This is a genomic window from Cryobacterium sp. 10S3 (assembly GCF_034344045.1).
GTDB classification, from domain to species: Bacteria; Actinomycetota; Actinomycetes; order Actinomycetales; family Microbacteriaceae; genus Cryobacterium; species Cryobacterium glucosi.
Genome location: NZ_CP133773.1, coordinates 3994627 through 4021020, shown reverse-complemented (window position 1 = coordinate 4021020; position 26394 = coordinate 3994627). Strand labels below are relative to the sequence as shown.

Below are 26394 nucleotides of genomic sequence, written 5' to 3'. Positions count from 1 at the left end.
TCTGAGCCCCACGGAACCTGCCGCCACCCCCGGGCTGATGCCCGGAAATGTCCCGGTTTCGCCATCGCGTCGCCGCGGCCGGGAGTGCGAACCGGAGTGCGACCGGGCGCGGGATCAGGCGAGCAAGCCGCCCGAGAGCGACTCGAGGATGGCCCCGGAGACCTCGTCGCGGTCGCGGTCGGGATCGAACACCAGCCATTCGAGGCCTGCCATGAGCACGGCGCCGAAGACGCTCGACGCCATCAACCCGCTCGTTCCCGCTGCCGCCGTGGCCGGACGGGCCTCGGCGATCGCCTCCGCGAAGACGGCGAGGGCCTCGTGCCGCAGGGCGAAGAGGGTCTTCTGCCAGGCCCGGTCGGTGCGGAAGATCTCGGCCGCCATGAGCTTGGCGAGTCCCGCGTTCGACTCGATCAGGTCGAGGAGCACCGCGATCAGCGCGACGAGCGCCTCCCGCCCGTGCAGCCCGTCACGCGCCGCCCGGAGGGAGTCGGAGAGCGAGCCGACCCCCTCCTCCAGCAGCGCCTCGAAGAGCTTGTCCTTCGAGCTGAAGTTGTAGTACAGGCTGCCCTTGGCCACGTGCGCGAGCTCGGCAACGTCGTCCATCGTGGTGCCGGTGATCCCGCGGGTGGCGGCCAGCTCCAGCGCGGCGTCCAGGATCGCCCGTTTTGTTCCCGTCGCACGTGGCATAGTCGGTCCCTTCGTCGCACTCGGTTCGGGTCGCAACCCTAGATGGTCAGTTCCGGGTGCAGCCGGGTGATCGTCCACATCCGCTGCCGAGACGCGCTCCAGGCGCTGATCGCGATCGAGCCGACCAGGATGCCTACGAGAACGAGCACGGAAAGCCACAGTCTAGAGTCGATCCCGCCCGTGATGAGCTGCCGCAGCCCGGTGACGACGTAGGAAGCGGGCATCCACGGGTGCAGGATCTGGAAGAACTCCGGCGTGGTCTCGACGGGATAGGTCCCGCCGGAGGAGCTGAGCTGCAGCATGAGCAGCACCAGGCTGATCACGCGGCCTGCCGCCGTGCCGAACAGGATGATGAACATCTGCTGCAGCGCCAGGAACGCGAGCGTTGTGAGGTAGATGAACGCGGACATGCCCAGCCAGTGCGCCGGGGTCAGCCCGATGCCGTAGACGAGCACCAGGACCATGATGATGACCTGGCTCAACCCGATCGCCATGGCCGGCAGGAAACCGGTCATCGTGGCACGCAGGCCCGAGGCGGCGCTGGCGAGCGCGCGGGTCGGCAGGGCACGCAGGATGAGCCAGGTGATGAGTGCACCGACGAAGGTGGCCAGGGCGAGGAAGAAGGGCGCGAAGCCCTCGCCGAAGCTGTCCGAGGCGTTCTCCCACCGTTGATTGAGGTCGACGGGGTTCGCGATCACCGCGGCCTTCTCGGAGATCTGCGCGTCGGTGAGGCTGGGTGCGTCCGCGGCTCCGGTCGCGAGGGCATCGGCCAGGGTGTGGCTGCCGTCGGCGAGTTGCACGGTGCCGGACTGCAGGGCGGTGCCGCCCGCGACGAGCTGGCTGCTGCCGTCGACGAGGGTGCCGGTTCCGGCGGCGAGGCTGTCCGCACCGGTGGCGAGCGTGGCCGACCCGGTCGCGGCGGTGGCCGCGCCGGTGGCCAGCTGGCCTGCTCCGGAGGCGAGGGCCGCCGATCCGGAGGCCACCTGCGCCGATCCGGCTGCCACCTGGGCGGCCCCGGGGGCGCCTGCGGTCAGCGCGTCGGAGAGCGTCCCCATGCCGGTGGCGAAGTTTCCGCTCAGCGTCGCGTATCCCGAAACCTGGGTGGCAGCGCCCTGCGTCTTCGTGTTGAGGGTGTCGGCTCCGGTCGCGAGCTTCGTCACGGTCGACAGGAACGCGGATGCCGGCGTGCCGGCCGGGGCAGCGGCCATGGCCGCCTCCAGTTTCGCGAGGCCGTCGTCGAGGTCCTTCGTCCCGGTTGCGAGCTGTCCGGTTCCCGTCGCGATCGAGGTCGCCCCCGCGGCGAGCTGGTCTGAGGAGTCCGAGAGGGTGGCTGCCCCCGTGGCCGCCGAGGCGAGTCCATCGGACACCTTCTGGGTCCCCGCGGCGACAGTCGACGCGCCGTCGGAGAGCTTCAGCGAGGAAGAGGAGAGCGTTGCCGCGCCCGAGGACAGCGTGCCTATCCCCGCGGCCAGCGTCGACGATCCGTCGGCCACCTGTGCCGCGCCGTCGTCAAGGGTGGACGCGCCGGCGGAGAGGTCGTTCAGCCCGGCGACGAGAGTGCCTGTGCCGGATTCGGCCGTGCTGAGGCCGTCTGCGAGCGTTCCGGCACCGGCCGCGGCGGTGCGGATGCCGTCACCGGCCTTGTTCACGGCCACGAGCATCGTGTTGACGGTCTGGTCCCCGATGTTCAGGGACACGGCGTCCCGCAGCTGGATCATGGCCTGCTTGCCGAGGGTGGAGGCGAGGAAACTGTTGCTGTCGTTGTAGTCGACGAGCACCTCGGCAGCGGTCGGGGTGTCTGTGCCTGCGGAGATCGCATCCGTGGAGAAGTCTGCGGGGATGGTGACGGAGAAGTAGTAGTCGCCGTCGGTCACCCCGGTGGCGGCGTCGGCCGCGCTGGTTTCGACCCAGCCCAGGTCGTGACCGTCGAGGAGCTTGCCGACGAGGTCGTTGCCCGCGGTCACGTCCGTGCCGTCACGGACGGCGCCCGTGTCGGAGTTGACGAGGGCGACCGGGAGCTTGCTGAGTTCCTTGTCCGGCGCCCAGAAGGCCCACAGGTAGAGGGCGCCGTAGATCAGGGGAATGAACATCAACACGACGAGCGCGATCTTGGGCAGGGTGCCCTTGCCGAATCGGCGCAGTTCGGTGCCCGTGGATAGGAAGGCGAACATCTAGCGAATCTCCTGGTTCATGTACTGGACGGTCGGTTCGAGTCCGAGTTCCGCCCACATTTCGTAGTCCGGTGCGATGGCCGAGGCGATCACGGGAGTGCCGGCTGCGACGATCGCGCCGAGCCGGGCCCAGAGCAGGCGGCGTGCCTCCGGGGAGTGCACCTGCTCGACCTGGTCGAAGAACAGCACGCTGGGCCGACTCATCATGGCCAGCGACGCGCGGAGGAGCACCATCTCGACCTCGTCGAGGTCCCAGATCATCGTGCTCGCGGCCGGAACCGGGATATCGCCGAAGACCGGCGCGCAGACGCGGACGACCTCGGCGTCGTCGACCGCCCGGATGAAGGACCACCAGGGGGCGAGCCAGGCGTGGCGCTCGCGGATGGCCGCCCCGACGGTGACCGACTCTTCGAGGGAGTCGATGCCGTGGAACCCGGACACGCCGGTGCGGCGCTGGACCCGGCGGGCGCGGCGGGGAAGGTCTTCGCCGAGCACCGACAAGGTTCCGGAGGTTGGCCGCATCCGCCCGGCGAGGGTGAGGAGCAGGCTCGTGCGCCCACTGCCGGCCGGGCCGCAGATGACCGTGAGGCCGTCGTCGGCGCTGAAGCTGATCGGCCCGTAGACCAGGCCTCGTTTGTAACTGACAGTCAGTTCGTCCGCTACCAGTGTCGCCTGCACGTCGTTCCTTTCGTGGCGGTACTCGTTTTGTACCGACTAGTCAGTATAGATCCGTCGAACGCCCCGCGCAAGCAGGTCCGGCTTCGTCCACCTCGATCACCCGACGACCCCGCGTCTGACCAGAACTGACTAGTCAGTGAAAATCACGTGCTGGTGAATTAGAGTGGCCTCAGTCCCAGCGCCGCGATGCCTATTCCTTCCCCCCGGAACCCGTGCCGACGTCGTATGGGTTTCCTCTCACCTCCGGAGGCGCTCGCATGCGCGTTAACCTCTCGTCCGTCACCAAGGGCCCGAGAGACTCTGCCCTTCCGTCGACGACCCTGGAATTCAGCAGTGGCGCCGTCGCCTTCGCCCGGGCCGAGACCGAACGCCGTCCCACGGTCCTCGGCCTCATCGCCTCCGGCCGGATGCGCCCGGACAGCGGGACCGTCACGATCGACGGTCACACCGACTACGCCGCAGTGCGTCGCCAGATCGCTCTCGTCGACGCCCTCGGCGTCTCGGAGCCCGCCGCGGACGTCATGGTCGAAGACGTCGTCGCCGAAGAGCTCATGTTCGCCGGCCTCCGTCGCAAGTCCACCCAGCACCTGCTCGCCGGGCTCGGCCTCGCCGACCGGGCGCGGAGCGACATGGGCGACCTCGCGCCCGACGACCGCATCCGATTGTTGACCGAACTGGCCGTGCTGCGCGACGGCGTGCTGGGGCTTGTGCTCACCTCTCCCGACCGCCACGGCGGCGATCCGCTCGGCTGGTGGGACATCGCCGGTGGACTGGCGGCGCGTGGCTATGCGGTGCTCGTCATCGCCGGCGACGCCTCGGCGCACGCCATCGCTGACCTCGAGCTCGCCAACCTGGAGCCGGACGGCATGCTGCCCGCCGGACTCACCCGCTTCCCCGTCACCATCCCCGGAGCCGATGTCCTGTGAAAGTTTTCGCCATGATTCGCGCCGAACTGGCGCGACTGACCGCAACCGTGATGTCCCGGGTCGCCCTCGCCGCCCTGCTGCTCGTGCCCGTGCTCTACGGCGGCCTGTACCTGTGGGCCAACCAGGACCCGTATGCGGGTCTCGACCGCGTGCCGGTCGCCCTCGTCGTCGCCGACACGGGGACGGTCATCGACGATGTGAGCCACAACTACGGCGACGACATCGCAACGCAGCTCACCGACGCCGGAGCCTTCCAATGGCACCGTGTCTCCGCGGCCACGGCCGCGGCCGGCGTCGCCGACGCGAGCTATGACTTCAGCGTGACCATTCCGGCCGACTTCTCCGAGGGCATCGCATCCTCGGCCACGTCGACACCGCGGAAGTCGGTGATCACCCTCACCACGAACGACACGAACAGCTATCTCGCTTCGACGATCGGCGGCCAGGCCGCGACGAAGATCCGGGAGGCCATCGTCTCGAAGGTCAATGAGGAAGCGGCCGACCGGCTCCTGATCGGCTTGTCCGACGTGCGCTCGAGCCTCGTCACGGCCGCGGACGGCGCGACCAAGCTGACGGATGGCGCGACGACCGCCTCCGACGGGAGCGCAAGCCTCGCAACCGGTGCCGCCCAGCTCTCCAGCGGCGTGGGCGTGCTCGCCTCCGGCCTCGGCCAGCTCGCGACCGGAACGAGCCAGCTCTCGAGCGGGGCAACGAGCCTTGCCACCGGGACTGCGACGCTCGCGACCGGCGCCAGCCAGGTGTCTGCAGGGGCGACGAAGGTCTCCGGCGGCGCTGCAGACCTCGCGGCCGGAACGAAGAAGCTTGCCGACGGGACAGTCCCGCTCTCCACAGGAGCGGCCTCCGTGTCGGCAGGGACCAAGGCGCTGCTTGAGAAGGGCGTGCCTGCCCTTTCCGCGGCTACTGGCGATGCAGTCACGACACTTAACGCGACGACGACGACAGCTCTCGAATCGAGTCTGACCGCTATCAGGACACAGCTGACGTCGGCCAATCTCAGCACCGCCGATGTTGACGCTGCGCTCCTCCAGTTGACAACCGTCACTACCGGTATGAAGACCGCCAGCGCGCAGGCAGCCGGAGTCCAGGCCGGCCTCGACGGCCTCATCACGAAGGACGGAAAGCTCACGGCCCTCAACGCGGGTGCGGGTGGCGTCGCCACCGGCGCGGCAACCGTCGCTGCCGGCGCCGCCGCCGCCGCAACCGGTGCGGCAACCCTCGCCGCCGGCGCCGCGCAGACGGCCGCCGGTGCAAGCAACGTCGCGAGCGGCGCGACCGACGCCGCTACAGGGGCCGCAACGCTTGCGGCCGGGGCCGGAACGGTCAACGACGGTGCAGCATCCGCCGCCACCGGCGCGAGTACCGCGGCGACCGGCGCCGAAAGCATTGCGACCGGCGCGACGAGCCTCAACAGCGGGCTCGTCACCCTGCAGTCCGGCGCGGGCGTACTGCGCGACGGCCTCGCGAACGGGGTGACGAGCATCCCGAATTCGGACGCCCAGACCCGCACCCTGCAGGGCTCGACGATCGCCGACCCGGTGTCGCTCACGACCGCTGCCGTCACCTCCGCCGGGACCTACGGCGCCGGCATGGCCCCGTTCTTCGCAAGCCTCGCCGGCTGGATCGGCATCTACGCGCTGTTCCTGATCGTGAAACCGGTGTCACGCCGGGCGATCACGGCCCTGCACTCCCCGCTCAAGATCACCCTCGCCGGCTGGCTCACCCCCGGCCTCCTCGGCCTCGTGCAGATGGCGGCGCTGTTCGGCATCCTCGCCGGAATCCTGCACTTCGAGGTGCACAACCCGGTCGGCACCTACGGGATGATGGGGCTCGCCGCCCTCGCGTTCGCGGCGATCATCCTCGCGCTCAACGTGTGGCTCGGCAGCGTCGGCCAGTTCGTCGGCCTCGTGCTCATGGTGATCCAGCTCGTCACCGCCGGCGGGACCTTCCCGTGGCAGACCCTGCCGGCGCCGCTCGCCTGGCTGCACCACGTGGTGCCGATGAGTTACGCGGTCGACGGCATCCGCCAGTTGATGTACGGCGGCAACCCGGCCACGGCCTGGGCGGATGCCGGGGTGCTGCTCCTCTGGGTCGTCGGCGGCCTCGTGCTGGCCGCGGTCGGCGTCACCCGGATGACGCACTTCCGCACCCTGCGCGACCTGCGCCCCAGCCTGATCGGCTGATCGGCTGACCGGCCGGCTCAGTGGGTCGAGAGGGTCGACCAGCGGAGCAGCGCGGCGGCCCCGCTCCCGCCGGGCAGCTCCCCCGGCGACACCACGACCACGCGCGCGTCGGTGAGCAACGCGGCACGGACGAGCGCGTCTGCGGCAGGCACGGCTCCGAGAACGGCCGCGCCGAGGGCATCCGCTTCGGTCGACGCCACCCAGGGCTCACGGTCGAGCGCGAGCAGGGTCGCCTCGGGCAGCGCTCCCGAAGCGAGCAGCAGCACCTCGACCTGGCCCTGCTGCAGCTCACGCACGACGGCGGCGAAGTCGGCCTCGGCGAGGCCTTCGTCGCGCCCGGTGTCGAGGCGTTCGAGAGCGTCGTACTCGTCCTGGGCGAGGATCGCGGCAAGGTGCCGGTCGAGGTCGGCTTCGAGCTCATCGGTCGTTGCGCCGCCGGGGCGGGTGTTGGTCGGCACCACGGCGAGGATGTCCCTGCTCGCGGGGGCGAGCTGGGCGACCAGCAGCTGCCGCGCGCGCACGTCCCCGGTGAGCATCAGCAGCTCCGCACCGCTCGTGCGCACCATTTCGTCGATCGCGTCGGCGATCTGGCCCTCGTTGCGCTTCCAGATCTCCTCGGTGTCGCGCTGGTACCGCGAGTTGGACAGGAATCCTCCCTGCACCTTGGTGATGTACTCGGTGTCGCCCTCGATCTCCTCCTCGGCGACCGCGCCGGTGCGGCTGAGCCGGAACTGCCGGATCTCGCCGCCGTCACGCCCGACCTCGGCGATGATGTAGGTCAGGTCGCGCGGACGCTGGATGAGCAGCGGCAGCAGGCACGGCACCGGCCCGTGCGAGACGATCAGCTCGCCGAGTGGTTCACCGGGCAACAGCTCGTCGAGTTCGATGAGGCCGTCCCGCACCACGAGCAGCCGACTCACCTTGCCCGGCCTGCCGGGCGGTTCCTCGATCCGGTCGATCACGATGTCGGCGTCGGCCTCGGGGGCACCGGCATCGGCCAGTGCCTCGCGCACGGAGCGATGGCGCAGGCTCGAGGTGCGTCTCGGATCCTCACGATCCTGGGTGACGTCGACGTAAACGGTGGATGCGCTTCCGGGCCGGCGGTAAAGCTCCGCGAGGCCCTCGTTTCCAAAGTCAGCCATTGACCCGGGTCCCTTCTCGCTACCCGGGTTCCCCACATGCGGGAACCCTGTCTCGTCACGGTAGACCCGCCCCCGTGTACCCACAAGACACCCGGCATCCGCCGCGAAAGCGGGTGAATCGTCGGTCTGGGCAGGCGGAACCGACGAATCACCCGCTTTCGCGGACGGACTTCGGGGCTAGACGGGGCTTTGCTGGTGCAGGGCCACGCACCAGCCGCCGTTCTGGAACACGTAGGTGGTCGCGGCGGACGTCTCGACGGTTTCGTCGCCGCGGCGGGTGACGAGCCGGTAGACGAGGATGCCCGCGCGATCGTTGATCCGGATCACGGCGGGGTCGTGCAGCTCGTAGCTGTCGAGCGGCGCGAGGGCCTCGAAGAACGCGGCCACCGCGTCCCTGGCGACCACGTTCCCCGGGAGCACCAACAGGGCATCGCGCGTCATTGTGCGCCAGTAGTAGTCCCCGGCGCGGCGGGCAAGGATCGCGTCCCAGCCCTCGTGCTCTTCGTGCAGCAGGCGGGCGGGCAGATCGTCAGTGATCGCAGTCATACTGCAACGCTAGCCCCTATTCGGCACGCTGGGCGCGGCGTCGGCGACTCGTGAGGACGAGCGCGGCACCGAGCAGGAGAGCGAGGAGGGCGAGCAGGGCGAGGAGCTCAACCGGAAGGTCGATTCCGGTGTGCGCGAGGGCCTTCAGAACGGTCGCGGAGTCGCTCGCCTGGGCCGCCGGGGCGGCCGGGTCGGCGTAGAGGCTGTGCGCGGTGACCGTGTTGACCACGGTCGGGAACGCAGTGGCCAGCACGGACACCGTGATCGTGACCGTGCGGGTCGCCCCGACGGCCAGCGCGCCGGCGAAGGTGCACGTGACCAGCGCCGCGTCGGACCCAGCGGCGCAGGTCACGGCGTCGCCGTGGCCGGAGACGTAGCTGAGCCCGGCCGGGAGCACGTCGACCACGGTGAATCCACCCGGGTCTGCCGTGGCTCCGGTGTTCGTGACCGCGACGAGGTAGTCCAGGTTCGATCCGATGATGGCCTGCCCGGTGTGGTGCTTCGTCACGGCGAGACTCACCAGCGGGGCGACGACGAGTGGATCGGTCGCCGAGTTGTTTGCCGGGTCCGGGTCGGGGGTGACCGCGGTGACGGCGGCGGCGTTCGTGACCGTCGGGAACGACCGTGCGTCGACGAGGGCGTTCAGGACGAGGGTCGGCGCGTCCGCGCCGGGGGCGACGGGCGTCGCGAGGGCGCACGAGACATCCGTCGAGCCAAGGGGGGTCGACGCCGCAGCCGAGCACGACCACGCCGGGTCACTGCCCGCGCTGTCGACCCAGGTGAGCCCGACCGGGAGGGTGTCGACCACCCGGACCCCGACGGCGCTGGACGGTCCCGCGTTGGAGACCGTGAGGGTGAAGGGGGTCGGAGCGCCGATCGCGCCCGAGCCGATGTGGGTCTTCACGAGGGACAGGTCGGCGCTGCGGGCGAAGAGCACCCGCACGGGGCTCGGGTTGTTGACGAGCGTGGACTCCGTTGTCGGTGTCGCGGCGATCGCGGGGTTGTTGAGCGTGACGGCACCGAGAGCCGGGTCAGTGCTCACCGTGATCGAGAGCGCGGTCGCCGTGCCGCCGGCGGCGAGGCCGGTGCTCCCGTCACCGAGGGTGCAGGTGACGACCTGCGGGGCGCTGGCGGCAACGGCACTCGCGACACAGGTCCAGCCCACCGTGTTCGAACGGAACCGGAGCCCGGCCGGCAGGGTGTCGGTGATCGTGATCGGACCGATGGCGTCCGAGGTGCCGACGTTACGCAGCGCGAAGTCGAAGACGACGTCAGCGCCCGCGAGGGGGGTCGCCGTCGCGGTCGACTGGTTCAGCTCGAGGTCGGCGATCGCGACAACGGTCACGGGCACGGCGTCGGTGTCGGTGTGGGCGGATGAGCGGCTGTCGGTCCAGCCGACGGTCGCGGTGTTGACCGCGCGGGTGCCGTCAGGCACCGCTGCGGCAACGGATGCCGTGACACTGATCACGGAGTTCGTCACGCCGAGCTGGGCGCGGGTGCAGCTGAGGCTGGCCAGGACGCAGGTCCAGCCGGCACCGCTGATCGCGGTGGCGGTGAAACCGGCCGGCAGAGTGTCGGCGACCGTGAGCGCATCCGCGGTCGACGGACCGGCGTTGGTGACCGTCAGGGCGTAGCCGATGCTGCCACCGGCGGTGACGGTGCGAGCGGACGGCACGATCGTCTTGACGATCGTGACGTCGGCGTGCGTGGTCACGTCGGTCGGGTCGCTCGCGGTGTTGGGGTGCGCGTTCGGCGTTGGCTCGTCGAGAACCCCGGTCACGTCCGCGACGTTGGTGAAGCCGGCGGGCCCGGCGTTCGCCGGGATGCCGACGGTCACGGAGACGACGCCTGCCGTGGCTCCCACGGGAAGGATGCTCGTGCTCGTGCACGTCACATCCTGTCCGACGGGTGCAGCGCAGGTCCAGTCGGCGCCACCGTCCGCGCCCTGGGCGACCAGCCCTGCCGGGATGTGGTCGGTCACGACGGTGCCTGCCGGGGCGTCCGACGGACCGTAGTTGGTCACCGAGAGGGAGTACGTCAGGTCGGTACCTGCCGTCACGGCGCCGGCGGGGTGGGTCTTCGTGATTCCCAGATCGGCCTTGCCGGTCAGTCCCGTGTTGGTGTTGTCGCTCGCGTCGGGGGCGTTGCCTGCTCCTGCGGTCGCGGTGTTGACGACGGAACCGGTGAGGCCGCTCGGCACCGCGACCACGACGTCGACGGTCTGGGTGGCCCCGGCGCCGGGCTTCAGGGTGCCCGTGAGGACGCACCCGATGGTCGAGGGAGTGGTGCTGGTCTCGGTGCAGGTCCAGGCGCCGGGGGTACCGGCCGCGAGCCGCACGAAGGTCAGGCCGTTGGGCAGCGCGTCGGTGATCCGCACGTTGCGGGCGTCGGCGCGGCCGGTGTTCGCGACGACGAAGCGGTAGGTCGCATCCGTTCCGGGCACGAGCTGGGCATCCTGCAGGGTCTTCGCGATCGAGAGCGTTGTTGCGCTCCCGACCGGGGTCGTCGGTGCGGAGCTGTTATTGGCCGGGTTCGGGTCGGGCGTCGTCCCGGTGACGGCAACCGTGTTGGTGAGGCTGCCGGTGAAGTCGGAGTCGATCGTGGCGGTCACGGTCAGGCGCGAGGTCGCGGAGAGCGCGAGGCCGCCCGCGGAGACACAGGTCACCGGGGTCGCTGCGGTGGTGCAGGTCCAGCCGGTTCCCGTGACCGAGACGGCGGAGAGGTGCCCGGGCAGGGTGTCGGTCACGGTGATCGGTCCGACAGAGGTCGACGGACCCGCGTTGGTGACGTCGATAGTCCAGGTCGCCGTGTCGCCGGCGGCGAAGACGCCACTGGCGAGCTTCGTGATGCCGAGGTCGGCGCTCGTGGTCACCGTGTTCGTCGCGCTCGCGGTGTTGTTGCCGAGGAGCGGGTCGAAGGTGCTGGCGGAGACGGTGGCGGAGTTGACGACGGCCGTGCCGTTCGGCACACCGGATCCGGCGAAAACGGCGACCGTGATCGCCGGGAATGCGGCGTTTGCGGCGAGGGTTTCGTTCGCGTTGACACGTTCACAGCTGAAGGCGCCGGTCACGGCGTTCGGAACCGTGCAGCTCCAGCCGGTGCCGGTCGCCCCCGTGACGGTGATGCCGGTGGGCAGGGGCTGGGTGGGGGTGTCCGTGACCGTGAAGTTGTGTCCGGCGACGGCCCCGACCGCGGTGTCCGGTCCGGTGTTGCTGACGGTGATGCTGAAGGCATCCGGCGTGCTGCGCCCGGCGACGAGGGCCGAGCCGGCCGTCTTGGCCAGGGTGACGTCGGCCGCATCGATGTGCGCGTCAGCGGTCACCGGGCTCGCCGCGTACGGGGCGGGGCCGGCGTGACCGGTCGCACCGGTGGCATCCGTCGCGGAGGCCGAGAGGGTGTTGGTGTGGCGGATGCCCGCCCCGGCTCCCGGAGTGACGGTTGCCGCAGCGGTCGGCTGCGCGCTGTAGCGGATGCTGATGACGGTTCCGGGGGCCACGGCCGTGAACGCGGGCCAGGCCAGGGTCTGCACTCCGCTCGCGGTGGTCACCGTCGGGTCGCCGAGGGGCCCGGCCGCGCCGCTCCCGATCGAGACCGTGCCTGAACCGGCGAGGTACACCCAGTTCGCGGGAAGGACATCCGTCGGGGTGACGGTCGCCGCGGTGCCCGCTCCGGTGTTCGTGAGCGTCAGCGTCCAGCCGAACGGGGTGTTCACGTATGCGGTCGCACCGTTGGTCGCGGTCTTGGCGAGGTCAATGTGCGGGAAGCGCGGGGTGACCGCCGCCGTCGCCGTCGGCGGGTTGGCCGTGTAGACCCGGCCGCCGGCCGCCAGGGAGGCGTAGCTCGTCACGCTCACGCTGTTCACGATCGCGCTGCCGGTGAGGCTCGGTGACGCGGCCAGCCTGGCGTCGAAGGTCAGGGTGACGGACGCGTTCTTGGCGATGGTCGGCATCGTCCAGGTGATGGTCGTGCCGGAGAGCACACCATTGCCGGAGATATTCGTCACGCTCGCAGGGTCGATCCCGGCGGGAAGGGTGTCGACGATGGTCACGGCGAACGCGTCGGACGTCGTTGCTGTGTTCGCGTTGGTCGCGGTGACGGTGTACGTGAAGGCCTGGCCGGGTTCCGGAGTGGCGTTGGAGACGGTCTTGGCGATTCTGAGCACCGGTTCGAGCACGGTGACGCCCGCGGATCCGGCCGGGCCGGTGCGGTCGAAGCCCGCTGCGGCATTGGCCGGATCGGACTTGGCCGTGTCGTTCCAGCGCGGAGCGGCCGTGTTGGTCAGCAACGTTCCCGCGGTGTTGGCGGGCGCCGTGGTGACGGTGCCGGTGACCGAGACGGTGACGGTGCGGTCCTCGGTCGCAGCGACGACGTCCCCGAGGAGCCAGCCGATCTTCTGGCCGGACGGGGCGAGGGTGAAACCGGGGCCCTTGGGCAGCGTGGCGATGCAGTCGACGGCGGTGGCGGTGCGGCAGGCGACCGTGGCGGAGCCTGCGGTCGCGGTCACGCCGGCTGGCAGGGTGTCGATGATGGATGCGTTGTAGAAGTTGACGTTCTTGGGCAGGGTGACGGTGATCGTGTATGCGACCGCGCCGCCGACCGCAACGGCATTCGGGGTGGCCGTCTTGACCGTCGTGGCGCCTTCGACCGTGACGACGGCCGACGCGGCGGCAGAGACGACGCGCTCGACGGCGGCGTTGTTCGCCCCGTTGCTGCTCAGGGTCGAGCCGGTAACGCTCGCCGTGTTGGTGTACGTGACGAGCCCGGCGGAGTTGGGTGCGACCCGTGCCGAATAGGTGAGCACGGTGGTGGCGGGGGCCAGGAGTGCACCGGTGCCGGGGAGCACCCAGCCGAGCCTGGTGGTTCCGGTGGCGCACCCGTTGGTGCCGTCCCCGGGCACGCTCGTCGTCGTCGGCGAAGCGGCAGGGGAGAGGAAGGCCGTCAGGGTCAGTCCCGCGGGCAGGCAGTCGACGACGATGGAGTCGTAGGCTGCGGGGCGGCCGGCGGTGTTGCCGGCCGTGAGAGTGAAGGTCACGATGTCATTGCCCTGGGCGGTGGGCTTGTCGACGATCTTGGCGAGGGTCGGCAGTGGGGTCACGACCGTGATGGCCTTGGCCGCCGTGCGCGGGGTCACCGCGGTCCCGCCGAGGGTGGCGTTGCTCGCGAAGGTCGCGGTGTTGGTGAGCGTTCCGGAGGCCAGACCGACGCCGACGAGCACGCCGGGCAGCGTCACCGTGAAGACCTGGTCCACGGCGGCGGTGTTGTCGAAGGTTGCAGGGAAGGTCAGGGCGCCGTTCGTCGGGTCGAATGAGCCGCCGGCCGGCACGCTCGACACTGTCGCGACGGTTCCGACCGGAATGGTCAGTCCGGCCGGGAGCGCGTCGGAGAGCTTTCCGTTGTACACGGTCGTATGAGCAGGAACCGTGACGGAGAAGGTGTAGTCGACGAGCTCCCCCGCGACGGCCTGGTTGGCGGTGTTGCCGGTCGCCACGATCCGGGACACGCCCGTCTTGGCCACGGCGGCGTCGGCGAGGCGGATCTGCGCGGTGGTGTTGGCCGGGAGCGCATTCCCGTCGGTGTCATGGGCAGGGTTCAACGAGCCCTTCGGGAAGTAGACCGTGTCGCCGCCCGCGGTGTTCGGCGAGGTGAAGGCGACAACGGATGCCGTATTCGGGAACACCGTCGACACGCTCACGCCGGTGGGAACCGTCACCGCATAGCTGAGCCGGGTGGCTGCCGCTCCTGGGGCGAGTGGACCCGGAACGGTCCAGACGATGACGCTGCGAGAGTTCGCCGGCACAGCATTTGTGGTCGGGTAGCCGGCATCACCGGGATTCAGACAGCTGCCGGCGGGCGTGATCGACGCGACGATCCACGTGGTGCAGGTGTAACCGGCGGGGAGGGCGTCCCAGACCTGTACGGCAGAGACCGGCACATCGGTGCCTGCGGCGGCCGTTCCGGTGTTCGCGACGTCGAGGGCGTACGTCACGACGTCGCCCTCTTTGACCTTGACGTCTGTTGCCGGCGCGGCCGGGGCTGCACCGTTGACGGCGGAGATCTTCTTGGCGAGGGAGACGGTGGGGGCAGGGGCGATCGCGTAGTCGACCTGGTCACGGAGTGCGAGCACGGCCCCTGCCGTGGATTCCTGGCGGTACTTCATCAGGTTCGCGGTGATGTCGACGACGGCGGTCGGCGACGTCGACGTGACGATGGCGCTCACGAAGAGGGTCAGGGTTGCGCCCTTGGCGACGTAGAGGTCGGTCGATCCGTTGTCCGGCGTGCCGAGGTTCCAGGCGGCGGGCAGGGTGCCTGCCGGGGTTGCCGACTCTGTGCCGGTTGCGGGGGTCACGGCGACGGTGCTTCCTGACGCGGGCGCGAAGCCGTCGAAGCTCGTTCCGACCGGGGTGAAGTCGGTGATGCGGGCGTTGCGGGTGCGGGTTGAGCTTGCGAACGCCACGGTCAGCTGGAAGCAGACCTTGTCGCCGAGGTGGTAGGTCGGCACCTGGGTGTCTGTGTAGTTGGGCGCGTTGACCGCGGCGGCGCAGTCAACGGCGGTGCCACCGGCGGCCGGGCGGGGAAGCACCTTCTTGGTGATGGTCGGGCTGGATGACGCGAGGCCGGCCGACGAGTCGTCTGTGACCGGCGTGCTGCCGAGGCCGGCGGTGACGTCGGTTGTCGTGCCGGTGATCCCGACGGTGTTGAGGAAGCTGTCTCCCGCGACGGTCGGCCCGCTTTGGCTGTCTCCGGCGTAGGTCGAAGACATCAGGGCGTCGTAGCCGATCGTGCGACTCGTGTTCACCGGGAGGCTCGTCGGGTTCGGCGTGAGCACGACCGTGAAACTGCCGTCGGCGTTGGCGACGACGCTGTTGACGGTGGCGCCCGTCACCGTGCCGCCTCCGGTGCAGCCGGCCGGCAGCTGACCGGCCCGCGGACCGGTCACCAGGACGGAAGCGGGCATGATCGGGCAGAGCCCGTTGGGAACGACGTCGGTGATCGTCATCGCGGAATCGGTGGTGTACTCACTCGATCGAAGCAGCAGGGTGAAGTGCGCGATGCCGTCGGCCACGAAGTCCGAGGAGTCCACGGATTTGACGATCGACAGGTCCATGGCCTTGACGGTCACGGAGTCGCTCGAGGTTGCGGCAGCATCCGCGGGAGTGGCGACGGGGCCGGTGTATGTGCCGGTGGCGACTGCGGTGTTCGTGAGGCCCTGGCCGGCGGCGGCTGGCGCCTCCTGGCGAGTCGATGCCCCGGTGTTGTTGTCCAGGTTGGCCGCCTGCAGGCGCGCGGCGGCGTTGGGCACCTGGCCGGCGGGCCACATCGTGTTGGCCTTCAGCGGGATCGCGGCCGAATAGGTGATGGTGCGGGTGGACCCGGCCGTGAGGGTGCCGAGGTTCCAGGTGACCTTCGTGAAGACCTGGCCGAGGAAGCCTGCTCGGTCGTTGACCGTTTCGACGAGCGCGGGAGTCGCGCAGGAGGGACCGCCGGTGGAGGAGCCGAGCGGGCCGCTGCCCGGGTACTCCTCTGTGCCTGCCGCACTGTTGTCAACACTGCCGCAACCGAGGAATTCGAGGCCGGCCGGGAGGTAGTCGACGAGCACGACGCCGGTCGTGGCGGCGACCCCGGTGTTCTTGGTGGTGATTGTGTAGACGGTGGCCTGGTCCTGTGCGCCGCGCATGAGTTCATGCTCGGGGCTCGGTTCGGTCTTGGTGACCTTGAGGGCGGCGACCTTCGTGGAAACGGGAGTGACGGCATCCGTGAATGCGAAGCTGCCTGCGACGACGACGCCGGTTGTCGGCGTGAACTTGGCGAGCAGTCGAGGGTCGGTCTGACCGTAGACGGCGGCATTGCCGGGGATGGGAGATCCGACCAGGAAGACGGAGGGGTCTGGCGTGATCCCGAAGGTGAGGCCGGTGGTGCTTCCGTGCACGAGGTCGGCGATGTTCGGCCAGATCAGCACCTGGTGGGTGACCGCCGGCGGCCCCACGACGTCGGTGATCGTCACGATCGTCGGGTCAGGGAGGGCCGGGCCGCTTGCCCCTGCCGTACTGCCGGGGACATAGCTCGCTCCGGCGGGCAGCTGGTACCGGAATGCGAGGTTGTAGTAGTCCGTTGTGCCGCCGGCAGGAGCCGTCGCGGTGAGACTCACGGTCGCGTTTTCGCCCGCGAGGATGGTCGGCGTGCTGCTGGCCGTGAGGGTGACGATCCCGGCAGCGGTCGCCGGGGCGACAATGGCGCCGACGGTCAGGCCGACGGCGACGAGCAGGCCGGCCAGGACGCTGGCCGTGATCCGCATGTGCGCCCGGGCCGGGGCGAGGAAACCGTGGTCGAAGAGGATCTGACGCTTTTTGTGGCGCGGCACGATGGCAGGGCGGAAAAGCGGCATGACGGGTACTCCAGGGTAAGCAATGCGAGCAGCGATGTTTCGGCGTACGCGGGGCATTTCGGGTGCCCGGGTACGCAGAAGCGTCCCTGTTGAGTACGTTTCCTAGAAGCTACCGGTTGCGCATCGCGCCGGTCAATCCCTCGGACGACCCCAGTGCGCGGCGGAGCTCACCCCAGAACGGGGCGGCACCGGTTCCGGCTCCGGCTCCGGCTCCGTGAGCGGGCTACTTGAAGCGGTGCTGAAGCACCCAGTCGTGCATTGCGACGGCGGCGGCAGCTGAGGCGTTGATCGAGCGCGTCGATCCGAACTGGCTGATCTCGAGCACGGCATCCGCCGCGGCGATCGCCTCGTCGGAGAGGCCGGGGCCTTCCTGGCCGAACAGGAGCACGCAGCGCTCCGGGATCGCGAAGGTTTCGATCAGCACGCTGCCGGGCACGTTGTCGATCGCGATGATCGGCAGGCCTTCGTTCGCCGCCCAGAGCACGAACGTGGCGACATCCGCGTGATGCAGCACGTGCTGGTACCGGTCGGTGACCATGGCACCGCGCTTGTTCCAGCGCTTGCGCCCGATAATGTGCACGGTGTCCGCGCCGAAGGCGTTGGCGCTGCGCACGATCGAGCCGATGTTCATGTCATGCTGCCAGTTCTCGATCGCGACGTGGAAGGGGTGGCGCTTCTCATCGAGATCGGCGACGATCGCGGCCATCGACCAGTACCGGTACCGGTCGATCACGTTGCGGGTGTCACCGTGCTCGAGGAGCTCGGGGTCGTAGAACGCCTCCTCCGGCAACTCGCCCTGCCACGGCCCGACCCCGTTCGTCGACAGCTCCACGGTCGGTACGGAAGCGGGGAGCAGCGGTTCAGTCACCGCTCCACCGTATCCCGCGCAGCGCCTGCCCCCGCCCCGCGCGCGTGCTCGTGCCCAGGGCAGGGCGAGCGCGCGTATAATTTCGGTATGCCTAAAAATGCTGGCGGCACGGTAGCGGATGCGGCGCGGACGCCGGCAGCACCCGCCCGGCTGGCGATGTTGCTCGGTCCCGCCATGGTCGCCGGCGTTGCCTACCTGGATCCGGGCAACGTGGCGAGCAATATGACCGCGGGCGCCCGGTTCGGGTACCTGCTGGTCTGGGTGGTGCTCTCGGGCAACCTGATGGCGTGGCTGATCCAGTACCTCTCCGCGAAGCTCGGGATCGTGACCGGGCAGAGCCTGCCGGAGATCATCGGCAGCCGGTTCAAGCATCCGTTTCTGCGGCGGTTGTACTGGCTGCAGGCGGAGCTCGTCGCGATGGCGACCGACCTCGCGGAGATCATCGGCGGTGCGGTTGCGCTCTACCTGCTGTTCGGGCTGCCGCTGCTGCTCGGTGGCGTGATCACGGGCACGGTCTCGATGCTCGTGCTGACCGCGCAGGCCCGGCGTGGGGCACAGAGCTTCGAGCGGGTCATCGTCGCAATGCTGTGCGTGATCACGATCGGGTTCACCGCCGGGGTGTTCTTCGCCCCGCCGGACCCTGCGAGCGTGCTCGCCGGCCTCGTGCCGCGGTTCGAGGGCAGCAACTCGGTGCTGCTCGCGGCGTCGATCCTCGGTGCGACGATCATGCCGCACGCGATCTACGCGCACTCCGCCCTCGCCCGCGACCGGTTTCCCGGTGCCCACGACCGGCCGACCACGCACCGCCTGCTCTGGGCCACCCGCTGGGATGTGACCCTCGCGATGATCCTCGCCGGCACCGTCAACGTGGCCCTGCTCGTCGTCGCCGCCTCTGCGCTGCAGGGCATTCCGGGAACCGACTCGCTTCCGGGCGCGTATGACGCCCTGAAGTCGAGCCTCGGGCCGATCGTCGCGACGGTGTTCGCGATCGGCCTGCTCGCATCCGGGCTCGCCTCGACCTCCGTCGGCGCGTACGCCGGTGCCGAGATCATGCACGGGCTGCTGCAGCTGCGATTGCCGCTGCTCGTCCGTCGCCTCGTCACGCTGATCCCGGCGCTCATCATCCTCGGCCTCGGCCTCAACCCGACCGAGGCCCTCGTGCTGAGCCAGGTCGCGCTCTCCTTCGGGATCCCGTTCGCGCTGATCCCGCTGGTTTGGCTGACCTCGCGGCGGAGCCTGCTCGGCGAATACACCAACCGCTGGTTCACGACGCTGGCCGGGATCATCACCGCCATCCTGCTGGTCACGCTCAACGTCGTCCTGCTCGTGCTGATCTTCACCGGAGCATAGGGAGCGGCTCATGAAACACAACGGCACGAGCACCCCGGCGTCTGAGGACTACCTCAAGACCATCTATGCGCACACCGAGTGGCAGCCGGAACCGATCACCCCGTCGGCTCTTGCAGCCCGGCTCGGGATCGCTCCCTCCTCGGTCACGGAGATGGTGAAGAAGCTCGCGGCCGCCGGCCTCATCACGCACGTGCCGTACGGGCCTCTCTCCCTCACCCCCGTCGGGCTGCTGCGCGCGAGCGCGGTCGTGCGACGGCACCGCCTCATCGAGACCTGGCTCGTGCGCGAGATGGGCTACGACTGGGATGAGGTGCACGACGAGGCCGAGATCCTCGAACACTCCCTCTCGGACCGGCTGCTCGACGCCATCGACGAACGCCTCGGCCGGCCGGCGGTCGACCCGCATGGCGACGCGATCCCCGCGGCTGACGGCTCCGTCACCGCGCGCGCCGGGCTCGTCGCGGCCGAAGCCGGCCCCGGCCTCGTCGGCGTCGTCCTGCGGATCAGCGACCGGGATCCCGTCGTGCTCCGAGGCCTCGCACGCGACGGCATCGGGCCGGGAACCGTGCTCGCGCTGCTGGGACCGGGCGTCGTGCGACTGCTGAACGGCAGCATCCGCCACCTGACCGATGCGGAGGCCGCGTCGATCTGGCTCGATGCGGAGCCCACCGACGAGCCCCGCGCGGAATCGAAGCGATGACACCGACCAAACCCCGGAACGCTACTCTGGAGGGGAACCCGAGGAGCGCCGAATGACACGCCGTGACGAGATCGAATGCTGGCTCACCGACATGGACGGGGTGCTGGTCCACGAGAACAGCCCGCTGCCCGGGGCCGCCGAGCTTCTGCAGCAATGGAGCGACGCGGGAACGCCGTTCCTCGTGCTGACCAACAACTCCATCTTCACGCCGCGTGACCTGAGCGCCCGGCTGCGCGCCTCAGGACTCAACGTGCCAGAGGAGCGCATCTGGACCTCGGCCCTCGCGACCGCCGACTTCCTGAAGAGCCAGATGCCCGGCGGAACGGCCTTCGTGATCGGAGAGGTCGGCCTGACGACGGCCCTGCACGAGGCCGGGTTCATCATGACGGAGACGAACCCCGACTACGTCGTCGTGGGCGAGACCCGCAACTACTCCTTCGAGGCCATCACCAAGGCCATCCGCCTGCTGCTCGCCGGTGCGCGCTTCATCGCGACGAACCCGGATGCGACAGGGCCGAGCGCGGACGGCCCGATGCCCGCGACGGGCGCCATCGCCGCTCTCATCTCGAAGGCGACCGGCATGGAGCCGTATGTCGTCGGCAAGCCGAACCCGATGATGTTCCGCTCGGCGATGAACAAGATCGGCGCGCACTCGGAGAACACCGCGATGATCGGCGACCGGATGGACACCGACATCGTCGCCGGTATCGAGGCCGGCTTGTACACGCTGCTCGTGATGACCGGGATCAGCGACGAGGCCGAGGTCAGCCGTTACCCTTTCCGCCCGGACGAGATCATCTCCGGCGTCGACAAGCTCGTGTCCCTCGAACCCGTCGAGTCCGACGAGATCTAGCCCACCCCGCGTCACCCCGCGTCGCCCATCCGGTTGGCGCGTTCCGAATTCAGGAGTTGAGCGCGTCCCCACCCGAACAGGGCGGATGCGCGGCACTCGTCTGGGGCCCTGCCTCGGCTCGCAGGGCTCGACTCCTGGATTCGGCACAGCGACGAACGAGGAGCCGGGAGTTCCTGCGGCTAAGCGGTCGGGCCGGGGCCGGGGCCGGCGAGGCTCCCGGTGATGCCGTCGCCGGAGGACCGGCTCACGAAGCAGAAGTACTGGTGCGGGGCATCCGCCCACTGTGCAGCAGTGATCGGGTAGCTGCCCTGAACCTGCACATCGGGATACGCCGCCGCAGCGGTGAGGTCGATCACGCCGGGCGCGCTGCAGAGCAGGTTGATCTGCGCAGCAAGCGCCGCCTCGCCGGGGAACGGAGTCGTCGCGTCCCCGGGGAACAGACCGCGATAGACGAGCTGCGCCTGGTGCGGGGCCGCGCAGTCGGCGACCGTGAAGGTCTCCTCCCACGGGGAGACGTAGGGCTGCAGGCATTCGCCGCCGAACAGGGTCTGCCAGGCGTGCACGCCGACCGGCTGCGCGGCGGTGGGCGCCGGGGTCGGCGTGGGGGTCGGCGTCGGGGTGGGGGTCGGCGTCTCCGAGGCTGTGGCGGCGACGGTTGACGCCGGGGAGCCCACGAGGCGCTGGCCGAGCAGGAAGAGGCCGACGAGAACCACGAGGACAAGCAGGCCGACCGCGGTCCAGATCAGGGGTTTCGGCAACCCGCTGTGCCCGGCGGATGCCCCGCCGGGGCCATGCCCTGAACCACCGTTCCCGGAGCCGCCCGAACCGGAGCCCCCGTTCCCGGAGCCGCCGACGGTGGGACCATTCGTTCCGGGCCTCTTCGGTCCGGAACCAGGTGTCGACTCTGAACCGTTTGTCCCGGATCCGCCCGTGCCTGCCGCGGCTGTTCCTGGGTCGCCGGGGGGCGTTCCCTTCGAGCGACGGGAAAAGAAGCCGGCAGCGGAGGCTGCGGGGGCGGGCGCATTCGCGACGCCCGGTGCAGCGAGAACCGTCGTCGGGGCAGCGGCCGTTGCGCCGGCGGCGGCGTCTCCGTCGGTGTCGGCGGCGGCGTCGGCGGCGGGCTGGAACAGTGCATCGAACGCGCTCAGCGCCCCCGCCGTCTCGCCGCCGACGACAGCCGGAGGGTCGGCCGGGTGCCCGACAGAATCGGCGAGCGGAGCCTGAGGAGTGAAAACCTCGGTGTGGGCGAGTCCGGAATCGGCCCACGGGTCGCTCTCGACCGGGAAGGGAACGATCGGAGCCGGGAGCAGCGGCAGCGCCGCAGCCGGAGCCGCACTCGCTGACGCGACAGACGCCGCGGCAACCGCGGCGGCGGCACTCGCGGCGGCGGCCTCGAACACGGCGCGCTCGGCGGCGGCCTCGGTCTCGATCTCAGCTCGGGCCGCGGATGCGACGGCGTCCGCACGCTCGGCGGCAGCTTCGGCAGCAGCATGCTCTGCGGCGGCGGCGGCAGCGGCAGCTCGCGATGCGGCTTCGACTTCGGCGGCACGCTCGGCGGCCTCGGTCCCCGCGCGCGCGGTGGCTGCGGCAGTCGCGGCGGTGAGGGCTGCGGCGGCACGAGCAGCAGCGGCAGCTGCACCGGCGGCGGCGGACGCACCGGCGGGCGGCGTGATGACGGGTGCCTGGGCGGCGGCGCGACGCCCGCGGAGCCGGAAGTGCGACGGTGCAGGCACCACGGGCAGGGGCTCGGGGATGGGCTCCGGCTCGGGCAGGTTGCGAGCCGGGTACAGGGTGCCGCGTCCGTCGGCGGTGGCGGCGCGATCCGCGGCGACCTCTTCGGGCGTGAGCACGAGCGGCGACCGCGCGGGTGTGGTCCACCAGGGTTCGAGCGGTGCGTCCGGCCGGATGCCCCGGTCGGCCCCCACGACCGGCGAGCCTTCGGTGGGGCCCGGGTTCGGAGTCGCGGCAGCGCCGCCGGTCGTCGCGAGTGGGCGAGCGGACGGATAGAAGATGTCGCCGGGGACGTAGCCGGCGGAAGCAGCAGAGCCTGCGGACGCGGAGGCTCCTGCCGCTGCCGGACCGGCAGGGACAGAACCGGAAGAGGGCTCGATACCCGCAGGAGACCCTGTCGTCGAGGCCGCAGGGGCCGGCGGGGTGATCGGGGCAGGAGTCAGGCCGGCGCGTGCGGGAAAGGACGTGGCGCCGGCAGCGCGCGGCCGGAACACGGCCGGCTCGACCACAGAAGGCTCGCCCACGGGTACCGGCGAGTGCACGGCGGGAGTCGGAGCGAGCGGCGGAGCAAGCGGCGGAGCAACCGGCGGCGCAACCGGGGCGGATGCCGCCGGCTTGACCACGGTCACGGCGGCGGTCGCCGTCGTCGGCTTGAGTCCCCACAGGAACGCGGGCGCCGGAGTTTCAGGATCCGATGTCGTACCGGCACCAGAGGCGTCGCCGGAACGGGAAACCCGGCCGGGGGCATCCGCTGGGGCACCCTTCGCCCGGCGCGGGCGACGCATCACGAAGTCGTCCGGCAGGGTCGGCTTGGTGCCGTCGCCGAGCTGGGAGGCGAGCCAGTCGATTCCTTCTTCGCCGCTCCCCGACTGGTCTGGCATTAGTTCAGCCCCAGGTCCTCAAGGCCGATGGCGGCGAAGTAGGGGTAGCCGGCCGCTTCGATGACTTCGCGGGCGCCGGTGTTGCGGTCGACGACGACCGCGACGCCGGCGATGATCGCGCCGACCTTGAGCAGGGCTTCGACGGCCGCGAGCGGGGATCCGCCGGTGGTCGAGGTGTCCTCGAGCACGATCACGCGCTTGCCGGCGAGGTCGGGGCCCTCGACCTGGCGGCCGCGGCCGTGGTCCTTGGGCTCCTTGCGCACGACGAACGCGTCGTAGGAGAGGCCGCGGGCGACACCCTGGTGCAGGATCGCCGCGGCTACGGGGTCTGCGCCCATCGTCATGCCGCCGACGGCGGTGACGTCGGGCACACCGGCGATGAGGTCGATCATGACCTGGCCGATCAGCGGGGCGACCCGGTGGTCGAGGCTCACCTTGCGGAGGTCGACGTAGTACGTCGCCTTCTTCCCGCTCGTGAGGGTGAAGTCACCGTGGAACACGGCCTCAGCCGAGATGTAGTCAATGAGCTGCTGCCGAATGTCCGTCACGGATCAACTGTATGCCATTCGGGATTGGCGACGCCTGCCCCGGCCCGGGGGACGGGGAGGCGTCACGCAGGGGTCAGAAGCCGCGAACGAAGGTGCGCTGTTCGGGCATGTGACGGTAGCCGTCATTCTGCACATCGACAACAACGCCAACGATGGACGCGACAACGATCAGGGAGAGCACGGCAATGAGAACGAACACGAGGGGGCCTTTCAACCAGGGGTGGATGTCGGTGATACGGAGGCACTGCTGCACGTGTTCGACGTATTTATTTGACCACCTCTAACCATGCAGCACAATCGCATTGTCCTGTACTCATTGTGTAGCGTAGCTACATGGACATTCAGCGGCTCGAACTGCTCAGGGAACTGGCCGAACGCGGCTCGATCACCGAGGTCGCGCGGGCGACGCATCGCACGGCATCCGCCGTCTCCCAGCAACTCAAAGTGCTCGAGCGCGAGGCCGGGGTGCGCCTCACCGAGCGCCGCGGGAGGGGCATCGTTCTGACGGATGCCGGGCGCGCGCTCGCCCGCAGCGCCACCGATGTGTCGGTCGCGATCGCCCGCGCCACCGCCGTCTGGCACGAGTTCCGGAACGACGCCTCCGGAGGGGTCAGCGTGGTCACCTTCCCGACCGCCGGCGAGATGCTCCTGCCCGGGGCCATGCTGCAACTCGCCGACCGGCCCGGCCTCGTGGTCACGTGCACCGACCTCGACCCGGAGCTCCGGGACTTCCCTGCGCTCACGGCCGACTACGACATCGTGCTCGCGTACAGCCTGAGCGGCCAGCGGTCCTGGGGCGGGCGCGGCCTGACGGTCGTTCCGCTCATGACGGAGCCGATCGACGTCGGGCTGCCCGCCGATCACCGGCTCGCCGGCCGCTCCTGGCTCGCCCCGGCGGACGTGATCGACGAGACCTGGATCGGGGTGCCGGACGGGTATCCCTTCGAGCGGATCCTGGACGAGATCGAGGAGCGCACCCCCGGCCACGTCACTGTCGCCCAGCGATTCGCCGACATGAGGCTCATCGAGGCGTTCGTGACGGCAGGCCTCGGGATCGCCCTCGTGCCGCGCTACACGTGGGGAGGCGGCCAACCGGGGCGGGTGACGCTCAAGCCGTTGCGCGGGGTGGACGCCGAGCGGCAGATCGTTGCGCTGATGCGCCCGGACCGCGCCGAGCGCCTCGCCGTACGCACGGTCGTCGACGTGCTCCGCACCCAGGCCGCCAGCGTCCAGCAGGCCCACGCCCCCGCATCAGCCCCCACTCCCTCTCCCTGAGAAGCCGCGCCCACCCCTCACGCGAGAGTACGAAATGTGCCCGTATTCGCGCCATTTAGGGGCACATTTCGTACTCTCGCGGAAGAGTGGACGCGAGCAAGCGGGAGGGGAGGGGCTAGGGGAGGGAGAGGACCTCGTCGTAGATCGCCAAAGCTTCGGCTGCCTCGGCGTCGGTCACGACGCACGGGGGTACCACGTGGATGCGGTTCTCGGCGATGAAGGGCAGCAGTCCGCGGGCGAGCAGCCCGGCCTTGATCTTCGCCATCACCCCGGCTCCCACCGGTTCCCTGGTCGCGCGGTCCGCGACCAGTTCGAGCGCCCAGAACACGCCGACGCCGCGCACCTCACCGATGATCGGGTGCCGCTCCGCAAGCTCCGCGAGCCCCGGCGCGAGCACGTCCCTCCCGATCCTGGCCGCGTTGTCGACGATCCCCTCCGCCTCCATCGCGTCGAGCGTCGCCACGATCGCGGCCATGGCGAGCGGATGCCCGCTGTAGGTGAGTCCGCCGGGGAACACGGTCGTGTCGAAGTCGTTCGCGATCGAATCCGGGATGATCACCCCGCCCGCGGGCACGTACCCCGAGTTGACGCCCTTCGCGAAGGTGATCAGGTCGGGCACCACGTCGTAGAGATCGAGGGCGAGCCAGCTGCCGGTGCGGCCGAAGCCCGCCATCACCTCGTCGAGGATCAGCAGGATGCCGTAGCGGTCGCACAGGGCGCGCACCCCCGGCAGGTATCCGGGCGGCGGGAGCAGCACGCCCGCGGTGCCCGGGATCGTCTCGAGCAGCACGGCGGCGATCCCGCTCGGCCCCTCGCTCTGGATCACGCGCTCGAGGTGCCGCAGGGCGCGCTCGCACTCCTGCTCCGGGGTCGTGGCCCAGAAGTCGCTGCGGTAGAGGTACGGGCCGAAGAAATGCGCGTGCCCGCGCGCGAACTCGTTCGGTACCCGGCGCCAGTCCCCCGTCGCGACGATCGCGGCCCCGGTGTTGCCGTGGTACGAGCGATAGGTCGAGAGGATCTTGTCGCGACCGGTGTGCAACCGGGCCAGCCGGATCGCGTTCTCATTCGCATCCGCCCCGCCGTTGGTGAAGAACACCTTGTGGAAGCCGTCGGGCGCGCGGGCGACGATGCGGCTCGCGGCCTGGCCGCGGGTGAGGTTGGCCGTCGCGGGCGCGACCGTGGCGAGCAGGCCGGCCTGTTCGACGATCGCGCGCACGACGGCCGGATGCTGGTGGCCGATGTTGAGGTTGACCAGCTGGCTGGAGAAGTCGAGAAACGTGGTGCCGGAGTGGTCCCAGACCCGGGTTCCGAGCCCGCCGGCGAGGACGAACGGGGTGCGTCCGCCGCCCTGGGCCGACCAGGAATGGAACACGTGGGCGAGGTCGAGGTCGACGGTGAGTTCGTCGAGCCGATCGGTATCAGTCACAGCGGTTCTCCTTGTTCTCGCACCCGGG

The 26394-nt window shown here is 70.1% G+C and carries 17 protein-coding genes; 7 read left to right on the top strand and 10 right to left on the bottom strand.

Annotated features, from left to right (window positions below):
- Positions 1–114: 114 nt before the first annotated feature.
- From RHM57_RS18575 to RHM57_RS18565, 3 genes are read right to left on the bottom strand one after another with little or no spacing between them, the layout of a single operon-like run.
- Entirely contained in the window at positions 115–687 is a 573-nt protein-coding gene (locus tag RHM57_RS18575) for a TetR/AcrR family transcriptional regulator (RefSeq protein WP_134446214.1), read from the bottom strand.
- Between the two features lie 38 nt (positions 688–725).
- Entirely contained in the window at positions 726–2858 is a 2133-nt protein-coding gene (locus tag RHM57_RS18570; protein WP_322189140.1) for a YhgE/Pip domain-containing protein, read from the bottom strand.
- Positions 2859–3536: an ATP-binding cassette domain-containing protein gene (locus tag RHM57_RS18565; protein ID WP_134561955.1), complete on the bottom strand. Its 678-nt coding sequence runs from the start codon at positions 3534–3536 to the stop codon at positions 2859–2861. It lies immediately after the preceding gene.
- A 257-nt stretch (positions 3537–3793) separates the two neighbouring features.
- On the opposite strand from RHM57_RS18565, the gene RHM57_RS18560 reads away from it, so the two are divergent.
- Positions 3794–4462, top strand: a complete 669-nt coding sequence (locus RHM57_RS18560; RefSeq protein ID WP_322189138.1) for a hypothetical protein — start codon at positions 3794–3796, stop codon at positions 4460–4462.
- Positions 4463–4473: 11 nt separating this feature from the next.
- Positions 4474–6663 (top strand): YhgE/Pip domain-containing protein, encoded by a 2190-nt coding sequence (locus RHM57_RS18555; RefSeq protein WP_241980933.1) that lies wholly within the window; start codon positions 4474–4476, stop codon positions 6661–6663.
- Between the two features lie 17 nt (positions 6664–6680).
- Here RHM57_RS18555 and RHM57_RS18550 read toward each other — a convergent pair whose 3' ends face one another.
- The 4 genes from RHM57_RS18550 to RHM57_RS18535 all read right to left on the bottom strand — a co-directional run bounded on the left by RHM57_RS18550 (position 6681) and on the right by RHM57_RS18535 (position 17602).
- On the bottom strand, positions 6681–7805 hold the full coding sequence (locus RHM57_RS18550) for a Vms1/Ankzf1 family peptidyl-tRNA hydrolase (protein WP_322189136.1): 1125 nt from the start codon (positions 7803–7805) through the stop codon (positions 6681–6683).
- Between the two features lie 177 nt (positions 7806–7982).
- On the bottom strand, positions 7983–8351 hold the full coding sequence (locus tag RHM57_RS18545; RefSeq protein WP_134559075.1) for a DUF4440 domain-containing protein: 369 nt from the start codon (positions 8349–8351) through the stop codon (positions 7983–7985).
- A gap of 16 nt (positions 8352–8367) precedes the next feature.
- The gene (locus RHM57_RS18540) at positions 8368–16734 is read right to left on the bottom strand and encodes an isopeptide-forming domain-containing fimbrial protein (RefSeq protein ID WP_322189134.1); all 8367 of its coding nucleotides are present in this window, start codon (positions 16732–16734) and stop codon (positions 8368–8370) included.
- A gap of 223 nt (positions 16735–16957) precedes the next feature.
- On the bottom strand, positions 16958–17602 hold the full coding sequence (locus tag RHM57_RS18535; RefSeq protein WP_322189132.1) for a TrmH family RNA methyltransferase: 645 nt from the start codon (positions 17600–17602) through the stop codon (positions 16958–16960).
- Between the two features lie 87 nt (positions 17603–17689).
- On the opposite strand from RHM57_RS18535, the gene RHM57_RS18530 reads away from it, so the two are divergent.
- From RHM57_RS18530 to RHM57_RS18520, 3 genes are read left to right on the top strand one after another with little or no spacing between them, the layout of a single operon-like run.
- Positions 17690–18952, top strand: coding sequence for an Nramp family divalent metal transporter (locus RHM57_RS18530; RefSeq protein ID WP_322189130.1), 1263 nt, complete (start codon positions 17690–17692; stop codon positions 18950–18952).
- A 10-nt stretch (positions 18953–18962) separates the two neighbouring features.
- Positions 18963–19652: a metal-dependent transcriptional regulator gene (locus RHM57_RS18525; RefSeq protein WP_134561951.1), complete on the top strand. Its 690-nt coding sequence runs from the start codon at positions 18963–18965 to the stop codon at positions 19650–19652.
- 52 nt (positions 19653–19704) lie between these two features.
- Positions 19705–20505 (top strand): HAD-IIA family hydrolase, encoded by an 801-nt coding sequence (locus RHM57_RS18520; RefSeq protein ID WP_134446205.1) that lies wholly within the window; start codon positions 19705–19707, stop codon positions 20503–20505.
- 179 nt (positions 20506–20684) lie between these two features.
- On the opposite strand, the gene RHM57_RS18515 is transcribed toward RHM57_RS18520, so the two are convergent.
- Positions 20685–23117 carry a hypothetical protein gene (locus RHM57_RS18515; protein ID WP_322189127.1) on the bottom strand — a complete coding sequence of 811 codons (2433 nt, stop codon included), beginning with the start codon at positions 23115–23117 and terminating at the stop codon, positions 20685–20687.
- Entirely contained in the window at positions 23117–23665 is a 549-nt protein-coding gene (gene pyrE / locus RHM57_RS18510) for an orotate phosphoribosyltransferase (RefSeq protein ID WP_134446203.1), read from the bottom strand. Before pyrE ends, RHM57_RS18515 begins: the two co-directional genes overlap by 1 nt.
- Between pyrE and RHM57_RS18505 the strand changes: the two genes are divergently transcribed.
- On the top strand, positions 23655–23939 hold the full coding sequence (locus tag RHM57_RS18505; RefSeq protein WP_134561949.1) for a hypothetical protein: 285 nt from the start codon (positions 23655–23657) through the stop codon (positions 23937–23939). The genes pyrE and RHM57_RS18505 overlap by 11 nt on opposite strands.
- Before the next feature lie 59 nt (positions 23940–23998).
- Positions 23999–24940 (top strand): LysR family transcriptional regulator, encoded by a 942-nt coding sequence (locus RHM57_RS18500; protein ID WP_134560357.1) that lies wholly within the window; start codon positions 23999–24001, stop codon positions 24938–24940.
- Between the two features lie 115 nt (positions 24941–25055).
- On the opposite strand, the gene RHM57_RS18495 is transcribed toward RHM57_RS18500, so the two are convergent.
- Entirely contained in the window at positions 25056–26366 is a 1311-nt protein-coding gene (locus RHM57_RS18495; RefSeq protein WP_134446200.1) for an aspartate aminotransferase family protein, read from the bottom strand.
- Positions 26367–26394 lie beyond the last annotated feature (28 nt).

Coding starts and splice junctions, on each gene's coding strand:
- RHM57_RS18525 (WP_134561951.1), top strand. CDS start 18,963: ATGAAACACAACGGCACGAGCACCCCGGCGTCTGAGGACTACCTCAAG.
- RHM57_RS18505 (WP_134561949.1), top strand. CDS start 23,655: ATGTCCGTCACGGATCAACTGTATGCCATTCGGGATTGGCGACGCCTG.
- RHM57_RS18520 (WP_134446205.1), top strand. CDS start 19,705: ATGACACGCCGTGACGAGATCGAATGCTGGCTCACCGACATGGACGGG.
- RHM57_RS18550 (WP_322189136.1), bottom strand. CDS start 7,805: ATGGCTGACTTTGGAAACGAGGGCCTCGCGGAGCTTTACCGCCGGCCC.
- RHM57_RS18545 (WP_134559075.1), bottom strand. CDS start 8,351: ATGACTGCGATCACTGACGATCTGCCCGCCCGCCTGCTGCACGAAGAG.
- RHM57_RS18540 (WP_322189134.1), bottom strand. CDS start 16,734: ATGCCGCTTTTCCGCCCTGCCATCGTGCCGCGCCACAAAAAGCGTCAG.
- RHM57_RS18570 (WP_322189140.1), bottom strand. CDS start 2,858: ATGTTCGCCTTCCTATCCACGGGCACCGAACTGCGCCGATTCGGCAAG.
- RHM57_RS18530 (WP_322189130.1), top strand. CDS start 17,690: ATGCCTAAAAATGCTGGCGGCACGGTAGCGGATGCGGCGCGGACGCCG.
- RHM57_RS18515 (WP_322189127.1), bottom strand. CDS start 23,117: ATGCCAGACCAGTCGGGGAGCGGCGAAGAAGGAATCGACTGGCTCGCC.
- RHM57_RS18500 (WP_134560357.1), top strand. CDS start 23,999: ATGGACATTCAGCGGCTCGAACTGCTCAGGGAACTGGCCGAACGCGGC.
- RHM57_RS18555 (WP_241980933.1), top strand. CDS start 4,474: ATGATTCGCGCCGAACTGGCGCGACTGACCGCAACCGTGATGTCCCGG.
- RHM57_RS18560 (WP_322189138.1), top strand. CDS start 3,794: ATGCGCGTTAACCTCTCGTCCGTCACCAAGGGCCCGAGAGACTCTGCC.
- RHM57_RS18575 (WP_134446214.1), bottom strand. CDS start 687: ATGCCACGTGCGACGGGAACAAAACGGGCGATCCTGGACGCCGCGCTG.